Annotated in this window: 10 protein-coding genes; 6 read left to right on the top strand and 4 right to left on the bottom strand. The window is 46.2% G+C overall.

Going from position 1 to position 9,260, the window contains the following annotated elements; translation table 11 throughout:
- The first annotated feature begins 33 nt into the window (after window positions 1–33).
- The 5 genes from GF401_00610 to GF401_00630 all read left to right on the top strand — a co-directional run bounded on the left by GF401_00610 (window position 34) and on the right by GF401_00630 (window position 4,227).
- Window positions 34–1,644 (top strand): sulfatase-like hydrolase/transferase, encoded by a 1,611-nt coding sequence (locus GF401_00610; GenBank protein MBD3343545.1) that lies wholly within the window; start codon window positions 34–36, stop codon window positions 1,642–1,644.
- A 376-nt stretch (window positions 1,645–2,020) separates the two neighbouring features.
- A complete protein-coding gene (locus tag GF401_00615) occupies window positions 2,021–2,242 on the top strand; it encodes a hypothetical protein (protein MBD3343546.1) in 222 nt (73 codons plus the stop codon).
- Between the two features lie 8 nt (window positions 2,243–2,250).
- On the top strand, window positions 2,251–2,649 hold the full coding sequence (locus tag GF401_00620; protein MBD3343547.1) for a T9SS type A sorting domain-containing protein: 399 nt from the start codon (window positions 2,251–2,253) through the stop codon (window positions 2,647–2,649).
- 229 nt (window positions 2,650–2,878) lie between these two features.
- Entirely contained in the window at window positions 2,879–3,997 is a 1,119-nt protein-coding gene (locus GF401_00625; GenBank protein MBD3343548.1) for a hypothetical protein, read from the top strand.
- A 5-nt stretch (window positions 3,998–4,002) separates the two neighbouring features.
- The gene (locus GF401_00630; protein MBD3343549.1) at window positions 4,003–4,227 is read left to right on the top strand and encodes a hypothetical protein; all 225 of its coding nucleotides are present in this window, start codon (window positions 4,003–4,005) and stop codon (window positions 4,225–4,227) included.
- Between the two features lie 108 nt (window positions 4,228–4,335).
- On the opposite strand, the gene GF401_00635 is transcribed toward GF401_00630, so the two are convergent.
- Complete coding sequence (locus GF401_00635) at window positions 4,336–4,572, bottom strand: hypothetical protein (GenBank protein MBD3343550.1); 237 nt, start codon at window positions 4,570–4,572, stop codon at window positions 4,336–4,338.
- A 183-nt stretch (window positions 4,573–4,755) separates the two neighbouring features.
- Here GF401_00635 and GF401_00640 point away from each other — a divergent pair, with 183 nt between their 5' ends.
- Window positions 4,756–6,162 (top strand): AAA family ATPase, encoded by a 1,407-nt coding sequence (locus GF401_00640; protein ID MBD3343551.1) that lies wholly within the window; start codon window positions 4,756–4,758, stop codon window positions 6,160–6,162.
- A 254-nt stretch (window positions 6,163–6,416) separates the two neighbouring features.
- On the opposite strand, the gene GF401_00645 is transcribed toward GF401_00640, so the two are convergent.
- Genes GF401_00645 through GF401_00655 form a run of 3 tightly spaced genes read right to left on the bottom strand, consistent with a single transcriptional unit; the run spans window position 6,417 to window position 8,996 of the window.
- The gene (locus GF401_00645; GenBank protein MBD3343552.1) at window positions 6,417–6,713 is read right to left on the bottom strand and encodes a hypothetical protein; all 297 of its coding nucleotides are present in this window, start codon (window positions 6,711–6,713) and stop codon (window positions 6,417–6,419) included.
- Window positions 6,605–7,753, bottom strand: a complete 1,149-nt coding sequence (locus GF401_00650) for a GntR family transcriptional regulator (protein MBD3343553.1) — start codon at window positions 7,751–7,753, stop codon at window positions 6,605–6,607. Before GF401_00650 ends, GF401_00645 begins: the two co-directional genes overlap by 109 nt.
- Window positions 7,680–8,996: a hypothetical protein gene (locus tag GF401_00655; protein MBD3343554.1), complete on the bottom strand. Its 1,317-nt coding sequence runs from the start codon at window positions 8,994–8,996 to the stop codon at window positions 7,680–7,682. Before GF401_00655 ends, GF401_00650 begins: the two co-directional genes overlap by 74 nt.
- Window positions 8,997–9,260 lie beyond the last annotated feature (264 nt).

The raw sequence follows: 9,260 nt of genomic DNA on the forward strand, positions 1-9,260 counted from the left end.
AGAAGGAATTTTTTAGGAAGCTGTGCCGGAGGATTGGCAGCTACCGCGGCAGCGCCATCACTTATTAAGGGGGGAACTGCGCAGGATAAACCCAATATTATCTACATTCTCTGCGATGATCTGGGATATGGTGATCTTGCCTGCTACGGCCATCCTGAAATCAAGACCCCGCATCTCAATAATTTAGTCACCGAAGGGGTGAAGCTTACCGAAAACTATGCCGCGGCACCGGTTTGTTCACCTGCCCGGGCCGGTTTTCTGACCGGACGGACCCCCAACCGCAGTGGAATCTACGATCATCTGGGGAGTACTTATTTTCGTGCCGCCGGAATCGACTATCCTCATCTGAGTCCAAAAGAGATTACAATTGCCGAATTGCTCAAGGAAGTAGGATACACGACAAGCATTGTCGGCAAGTGGCATCTTGATGATCATTTCGATGATCTCAATGGAGAAAGCATGCCCGATATTCAGGGATTTGATTACTATATGGCAACAAAAAACAATGCCAAGGATTCCCATGCCAATCCTCACAATTTTGTTCGAAACGGGGTGCCGCTCGACAGGATCGACGGGTATTCAAACGACATAATTGTTGATGAGTGTATTGACTGGATGAGTAACACGCGAGATAATGCAAAGCCCTTTTTTCTTTTCTGCAGTTTTCATTCTCCTCACGAACCGGTTGCCACTCCTGATGAGTATAAGAATATGTACAGTACCGGAGAAGAAAACAAGGATATTTATTACGGGAATGTGACCCATCTGGATGCAGCGGTTGGACGACTGCTGGAGTATCTTGACAATAATAATCTTCGCGACAATACGTTCGTGATGTTTACCAGTGACAACGGCCCCGAAACCCTGCTTCGCTACGGCAACGGCGCGGCCCGTTCCTATGGTACTTCGGGCGACTTTTCATGCCAGAAGCTCTCGCTTTATGAGGGCGGTATCCGGGTCCCCGGTATTGCGCGGTGGCCCGGAGTGATCGATCCCGGAACCGAATCGAGCGAGCCGATCTGCGGGATCGATATGCTGCCCACATTCTGCGCCATGACCGGCGCCCAGGTGCCGGGGGACCGATGGATCGACGGTTCCAATGCCCTCGCCGCGTTTCATAACCGTCAGGTCACCAGGCATCAGCCGCTGTTCTGGAAGTATTACAGGGGCGAAAGTTGTGATGATCATCCCGAAGATCAAGACGGCAACAAACCGAAAATCGTCCTTCGTGACGGTGACTGGAAACTGTGTGTCAATAATGATTATCGCCATACAAAACTCTATAATCTTGCAAATGATCCCAATGAAACCACCAATCTGGTCGATCAGGAGCAACAACGGGTCACCGAAATGATGACCATTCTCCAGGAAATTTCCGAGGATGTGAAAACCGAGGGGGAAAATGGTGAACCGATTATCAGGACCGTTTCATCTTTGCGCAGCGGCGCTCCACGATTTGCGATCAAAAATGTAAATTCAATCGAAATTTTTTCCATGACCGGAAAACGAATGGCCCATTTTACCACAAAAGAGCAGGAAATCAATCTTAAAGCGTACAATTTGCCGCGCGGTCTTTATACTCTGCGAATCAACCACCGCCATAACCAGGTTGTCAGCTCTCTGGCAAACGTACGTATCAAATAAAAAATCTCTTTTTTGCTGAACACCCTTATCCTGCTTCTTCCGGATCTCCCAGATTCGGAAGGGCGGATGAGGGGATAATCCTTCTGTCTGAACCCCTGCCTGGAGGTTCAAAAATCTTAGATTGACTTAATATTTACAATTTGTTACAAGGTGCAATAGGGTGTAACGGCTTGTGATTTAATTTAAATATTATAGGTAGAGAAATTTACCATAATTGTATATATTTTTCTAATTACTCTTGTTATTCCATACCGGGCGTTGTTCAGTACAGGGAGCTACAATCACTGTTTGATTTTACTAAAACGGTTAATTCACAAGTTTCAATATAAAGAAAGTGTTGCTTTTAAATCACATATTCCACATTAAGGGGGGCTTCATGAAAAGATTCGGTTCACTTTTAGTTTCTGCGACAGCGTTATGCTTGTTGGCGGGTAGTGCAATTGCTCAGGATATTGCATGGATCGAAACAAACAATGGTACAGGGGTTATTCTGGGTGTTTATGCAGAACCTTCACCCGACAACAATGCCGATGACAATGGGTATACAGAATATGAACCGGCTTCTTATTCAACCATCAATCTATTAACAATCTGGTAACCTTGAAAGTGATCGTTCCCACTCAGGGAGGACGGGATGGAGACGATTACTATCTGGAAGAATCGGTATTGTGGGTTTGTTTTGCTCAATATTATAAAGACACTCCACTCTATTTTTGTATCGACGCCCGGCCCGGTTCCACAGCCCTGAATGAAATGCCGGTTATCGGGAGCGATGCTGTCAATCCCTTTACCATCATTCAGAATTCTGAAAATGTATCTTTTGAGTTACCCGACAATTCACGATCACGTATTTCAATTAGTTCAATTGATGGAAAAACATTACTGCAAACACAGGTAAATCAACCATCGATTTCGGTACCCACTCATTCACTTCCTTCGGGAATGTACTTGCTTAATGTGTCTAATGGAAGAGCAAACGTATCACAAAGTTTGTTGATACCATAAGGTAAGTCTACTCAATTAATGCGGCACAAAGAGGACAGAGTCTTTGTGTCGCTAATACTCCAGGCGCCAATGTTCTCACGGAGACTATCGATGCAAATTAGATTCAATAGAAATTCTCTTGAAAAAAGTTCTATTCTTCTATTATTAATTGTTACCCTGGTTTTTTCGGCTCCCCATGTTCGTCTGGCCGAGGAGGGAGAGGTGGAAGATTTTTTTTGGTACCCGCGCGGTGAAAGTTGCATTTACCGATAACGACCACAAATTACATTTTATTGATTTTACCGAAAATCCACCTTCGCTTCATTCACTGACAGAAGTACCGACATGCTCCAATCTTGCCATTTCTCCCGATGGGAAATGGATTGCCTTTCAAACCGGCTCACAAACCGACGGGGCAAGTTATGTGGAAAGCACTGCATGGATTGTTGAAGCCAGGGATGATGCTGTTCCTGTTCGGATTTCCGATACCGATGCCGGTTGGGCACCCCGATTTTTGCAGGGGGCCGGTGAATTAACCGTTGTATGGGCAACCTGTGGCGGGGCCGATACAGATGCTACCTATGCCTGGGAAGGCTGCGGCGCAATGTTGAAGCGCACCTGTCCGGATGGTGTTCCGGGGCCGGTCGATACGCTTTTTGCGGGAGGTTCCTACTTTGGGGGCGCCTCCTATGACGGCCTCTTTCTCAGTTCTGCCGAATATAGTAAAAACGGGTTCATTAAGGACGTGTCAACATCTCTTGATGATCCCCCTGTAGCAATCCACAATGTTACATGCACAGTGGATGGTCGGCGAGACACGACGTTCACTTTGCAAGTTTGTAATCCCTCGGCGTCACAAAGCAGACATTATCAAAATGTAACGATGTTTCTTGATTTTGGTTTTTTCCCAGAGGGAAATGGGTTGTCGGCGTGTAACCCGGACCTGGGGGCATGGGCTTTTTATGAAATGATGTTTATTGCAACTGATGAAGAAACTATTCTCAAAAAATATTCAACTCCTTCGGTTACCGCGACTACAGATACCGGCGTCCCCATTTCCTATGAATGGGCAAACAGTGAATGGTCAACCCATCCCTATTTCGGCATTGCTTCTGAATTCGTAACCCGCCGATGGCCCCATCCTTCAATTCCTATTATGGAGTCATCAAAGAAAATCGAGCATATCACCGCAATCGATCTCAAGGATTCGAGTTTTCTCCGTCTTGTCTCCACCACCGATACAACAAAAACAATCATAAAAGCTTCTTTTTCGGCGCGCTTTATGTTGATGTCCCCGATGATTTCCAGGAAGAGTGCTGGTTGGGTGACCCCTGCCCGTCGAATAATATTTTTTCCGAGCGGTTGGTAAAGGGGATGAATTCATCCTTCACAGTGACGCGGAATACGATTGCGATTTCTGGTGATATCGTCAAAATCCGCATCTATGCTGTCAGTGGTGCACTGCTTAAAGAATTCGATCTTTCAGAAAAAAGGCACATTGATTTGAATACATTCAAAACACCTTCGGGCATGGCGATGGTTCGGGCGATCCACCGGGACGGACGGACAATAGCGATCAAGCAGCTTTTTATGCCATAGGCTTACCGCACCTAATTGTGTTCCGATAATAAATTCTTTCACATTTTTTCCCAAGGTGTGAAGATGGGTGTGTACTTTTTGTGGTACGGGCTATAGTCTTGCTGTGGTTTACCGTTCGTTAATGAAGCCTTCGATGGTGGTATATTTAACCTTCGGCTTTTGCCTTCCGAACTGATAGGTACAGACAAAGCGGAGCGCGGCTTCAAGTGCGGCTTCGATATTGAAATTATATGACGTGATTCTCTTTTTAAGGGCGATATGGGAGTCATCGAACGCGATTATTGACAGTTGTTGCGGAACGTTAATTCCTTTGCGGTACAGAAAGTCGCGTGCAAACGAAGCGATGTCGTCGTTGGCGCAGAACCAGGTGCCTTTCTATATACGGAATACCTGTGGGAGTACTCACGATACGACCTCATTGTCTCCATATCAGAGTGATACGCATATGAAATAAAATTATTTAGACTATTATAGTCTTGACTATAATAGTCTAGTTAATATATATTGCATGCAATTGTTTTTTTCAGAATGGAGAATGAGAGTATGGATTCTTTCATAGGAAGAACAAAGGAGCTACAAACACTCCAGGAAGCATACAGGTCATCCAGGAGTGAATTTATTCCGGTCTATGGAAGGCGCAGGGTGGGGAAAAGCGAGCTTATTACCTGTTTTATGAAGAATAAGCCCGGAATCTATTTCCAGGCAAAAAAAAATACTGCCAGGCTTCAAGTAAAAGAATTTCTGAAAAATGCCGCCAGGTTGCTTGAGAATCCACTTGTTGAAGAAATTCAAAGTAGTGACTGGAAATTTATTCTGCAAAATGTTGTAGACCAATGGCGCGGCGATGGCAAGCTTATTCTTGCATTTGATGAATTCCAGTGGCTTGTCCAGGCATGCCCGGAACTTCCTTCGGTACTTCAGGAGTTATGGGACCGGTATTGGAAAAAGAAGCGCACGATATTTATTATTATTTGCGGTTCCTATATGGGATTTATGGAGCGAGAGATTCTCGGCAAAAAAAGTCCTTTATATGGTAGGCGTACATTTCAGATATTTCTCAAGCCGTTTCCGTATCATGAGGCCGCCCTTTTCCATCCTTCCTGGTCATTAGAAAATCGCGCACGTATATGGTTTGTTTGCGGCGGGATTCCCTACTATCTGGAATCATTTGATTCTTTAATGTCATTTGAAACAAACATCATTAAAAATTTTCTCGGAGAACATGGCCCCCTCTTTGCCGAGCCGGATTTTTTGCTTCGTGAAGAACTCCGTGAACTGCATGTTTATAATGCGATTCTCACTACTTTGGCGTCGGGAACGCATACATTGCAGAATTTATCGCTGCAGACCGGCATTGTGGAGAGTACAATCGGTTATTATTTACGACAGCTTCAAAACCTTGGGTATATTGCCAAAAAATTCCCGCTGAGTACGATAAAACCCGGAAAAAAGGATGTCAGGTATCATCTTGACGATCCGCTTCTCAACTTCTGGTACCGGTTCGTTTATCCGAATATGGGTGATATTTCTTTTCGCGGCGAAATCAACACGTTTAAAGATATTATAAAGCCACAGCTAAAGAGTTATTTCGGTCTCTGTTTTGAAAGGTTGTGCAGGGAGGCGCTGCCGAATATTTATCGAAAAGAAGGTGTTCAGGCCCCGTTTGAAATAGGAGAATACTGGAATCCGGGAGTTCAGATTGATATCGTGGGCTTAAGAAAAGATCACTGGATTGATATCGGCGAGTGCAAATGGGGCAAGGTAACATCGTTTGAGAAAACTGTGCAAAAGCTTATGCAATCAATAGGCAATTTTCCAAATCTAAAAAATGATACAATTTGTCCGCGGTTATTTATTCGGGATTTTTCCGCTGGAAAACGATTGCAAAAAGATATGAAAGTTCATACTTTGAAAGAATTGTATGAATTCAAATAATTGGCAATTGACAAAATATATAGTTTGCGAACTCCGAAATAGTCAATCAGCAGCATTTGTTGGTTCTTTCGTCTGATTTCACTGTCGCCGGGCGATCGTTTGATTGGGTGGTAACGACAACAATGCTGGCAACAGGATCGCAGTGCTTCCGGCCGGGCCCGGGCGGGATGATGATTGTCCTCATATCCGTTGCAGGATAAAAGATATGTTCCGCCTTTGCGTCTCAGCCGGTACTATTTCGCAACACGGAAAAATCACTTGCGTCCTGTGGTCTCCCGTTCGTTAATAAAGCCTTCAATTGTTCTGTACTCCACCTTCGGCTTTTGGCTACGGGCTTGAGAAGAACAGACAAAGCGGAGCGCGGCTTCAAGTGCGGCTTCAATGTTGAAATTATACGATGTGATTCTCTTTTTAAGCGCGATATGGGAATCATCAAACGCGATTATCGACAGTTGTTGCGGAACGTTAATTCCTTTGCGGAACAGGAATTCGCGTGCAAACGAAGCGATGTCGTCGTTGGCGCAGATCCAGGCGGTGCCGTGGTTTTCCATTGTGCATAAGCCTGTTCCAGAATACCGGGGGAACAGCGTGCATTTGCTTTTTGCCGCAAATCGCTGGTGGTCAATCGGCGGTCCCGGGCAATCAGGCTGCAATGGAATTTCCCGCCCGACTGCAGGCAGAACCGCCTGCAGTGTTCATACCGTTTTTTCGACCAGTCGTATCCGTGAAGCGGTGAGATAAAAATGCTGCGGGTATGGCCGGATGCTGCGAGAAACCGCATGACCTGCACGGCTGACTGCGCGTTGGTTGTGCCGGCGAAAATGGACGCCCGTATATGGGACCCTTCAACCATTTCCCTGCATTCTGCCATTATTCCCGTTGGATCGATGATTCCAACCGGCTTGCTGTTTCCTTTGAGCATGGAAAGGATCTTTTCGTTGAGGTCGTAATACTCGATTGCATAATAGACATATCCGATTATATCCCGGCCCCGGGGAAGCGTCGTTTCATTAAATCCGCCCGGCGTATACAATGAAAATTTATTGTTTATATAAAGGGGAAAGATAATTTTCAGCCGAAGACGCGCCTTTACACATGCCTGTTCGAGTGTCCGGATACATTTGTTCGATATGGTTGGCTCATAATACCGGCGGTTCGGCAAGTCGCTCGGGACGATTGCGGCAACTGCCGCGCTGGAGCGCCGCACCGAGATTTCCGGCACATAGTATCCGGCATGTTCGTGACGGATGATATCTTCGCTTTCGAGCGCATCGAGCGCCTTGCGCAGCGTGGCCACAGACACATGGTAACGGCGGCACAGTTCTTTCTGCATGGGAAGCCGGTGAGTTTCGGAATAAACGCCGTTGAATATGTCCTGCTGTATCCGGAGTCTGGTCCGTTGCCAGGCAAGCGGAATCCTGAGGGGACCGCTTTCAGCAATACGGCCGCTTTTTTTGCCGGCTGCATCAATGAATGACGGGTCGAATTTGCGGTAAATGCCCTGCTTGCGGAAACAGTCAAGAACATTCCGCTCTTTCAGAACGGCAACGGCCTTTGACATGCTGACAAGTGAGACGCCGGGCGCCGTCATCGGAGTTGATATAGAATTGATAAAACCCTTCGGTTTCCACTTTCACATAACCATGGAGAATTGCCGCAAAGGGATCGGGTTGTCGAACATCATTGAGCCACAGATTAGAGGTCGTCCCCGAGAGATCGAGTGAGAGGGTGGTGAAATCCGGGAGTTTTTCATATTGGCCGGTGTACACTTCATAATCGAGTCCCAGGGTTGGGGCCTGGGGGGCGATGGGGTTCCAGAGTGTTCGGTGCGGATAGTATGCCATCTGCGGAACTCCCCTGGGGTCGCCACTTCCCGAAGCGAATAATGCTGCATGAACAGTAACTGTGTCGCTGATCTCAAAGGGGCCGTCGTAGTCGGTCGACGAAGGGGTCGGTAACGAGCCATCGAGGGTATAGTAGAGTTCGGCGTTGTCGAGATGTGGTTCGATTGTAACGGTTTTGGCGCCGTAATAATCGCCGCTTTCGGGGGAGATGGTAATCGATTGAGGGGACACGTGCTCGGATAAAAACTTGAATCCCTCCGAAAGGCGAACGGGATTTTTAACTATTCCGTTGTCGTAGCCGATCACCTCGGTGTGGCCCACGCCCGGCAGCTCGGTGTTATCATGAGGATAATTGTTGTTATCAAGAATGGTGTGAACTTCCAGGGCCGAAGAGAAGAAATCCGGATAGGCCTCGCCGATATACCACTTGATTTTTATCCCACTGTTAATAACGTTGGTCAAATTACTTTCGAGTGTCGATACAATACTGGAATTGCATCCGTCATAGGAAACCATGGCTTTGAACATCTCCGGATCGGTGAATGCGCATCGAAAGGTACCAATACCTCTCATGCTGAATCCCATGACAACCCTGCCGTCATCACCCAGGGTACGATACGTCGCATCGATGTGGGGAATGAGATCATCGATGATAAACCGGTAGGCATCACCGGTATACCAGTTGTTTCGTGTCGCGTTAACGCATACCAGTATGGATGGTTTCATGGAGCCGTTGACAATCAGGCTGTCCAGCACCGGTATGGTTCGTAAGCCAGTGGTATGATCGCCGTATATGCCGTGAAGATAATAAATTACAGGATAATCAAAACTACCTTCATCGTAGCCCGGCGGCACATTAATACAATAATGGGAGAAGGGTTCGGCAACAATCGAACTGATGTGCTGCACCTCCTGAGTACGGACCGGCATGTCTTGAGAGAAAGAAGATACCACGCATAATGTGATGAACAAGATACTATACTTTTTCATGCTGATTTCCCCTGTTTTTAATTGAATAGTGTAGAACTTATTCAACAATGTATATAAAAGAGAGAGAATCAGGCTAAAATGTAATAGCAAAAAAGTAGTATTATTATTTTCGGGTTATATTTTATTGTCCAAAATTCACGTTTAAAAAATATTCTATCCTGATAGCGGCTATTACTGCAGGGCCATAATATACAGGCTCTAACCCGTCAAGGGCCTGGGGTTTCTTAGTTCTTGCCGCAGGGAATAATACACAGTGGAACCTGC

The organism is Chitinivibrionales bacterium (genome assembly GCA_014728215.1).
In the GTDB taxonomy this organism is placed as follows: domain Bacteria; phylum Fibrobacterota; class Chitinivibrionia; order Chitinivibrionales; family WJKA01; genus WJKA01.

Excerpts from the sequence above, each read along its gene's own strand:
- GF401_00615 (MBD3343546.1), top strand. The coding sequence starts at position 2,021 with ATGAAAAGATTCGGTTCACTTTTAGTTTCTGCGACAGCGTTATGCTTG.
- GF401_00630 (MBD3343549.1), top strand. The coding sequence starts at position 4,003 with ATGAATTCATCCTTCACAGTGACGCGGAATACGATTGCGATTTCTGGT.
- GF401_00640 (MBD3343551.1), top strand. The coding sequence starts at position 4,756 with ATGGAGAATGAGAGTATGGATTCTTTCATAGGAAGAACAAAGGAGCTA.
- GF401_00645 (MBD3343552.1), bottom strand. The coding sequence starts at position 6,713 with ATGGAAAACCACGGCACCGCCTGGATCTGCGCCAACGACGACATCGCT.
- GF401_00650 (MBD3343553.1), bottom strand. The coding sequence starts at position 7,753 with ATGACGGCGCCCGGCGTCTCACTTGTCAGCATGTCAAAGGCCGTTGCC.
- GF401_00655 (MBD3343554.1), bottom strand. The coding sequence starts at position 8,996 with ATGAAAAAGTATAGTATCTTGTTCATCACATTATGCGTGGTATCTTCT.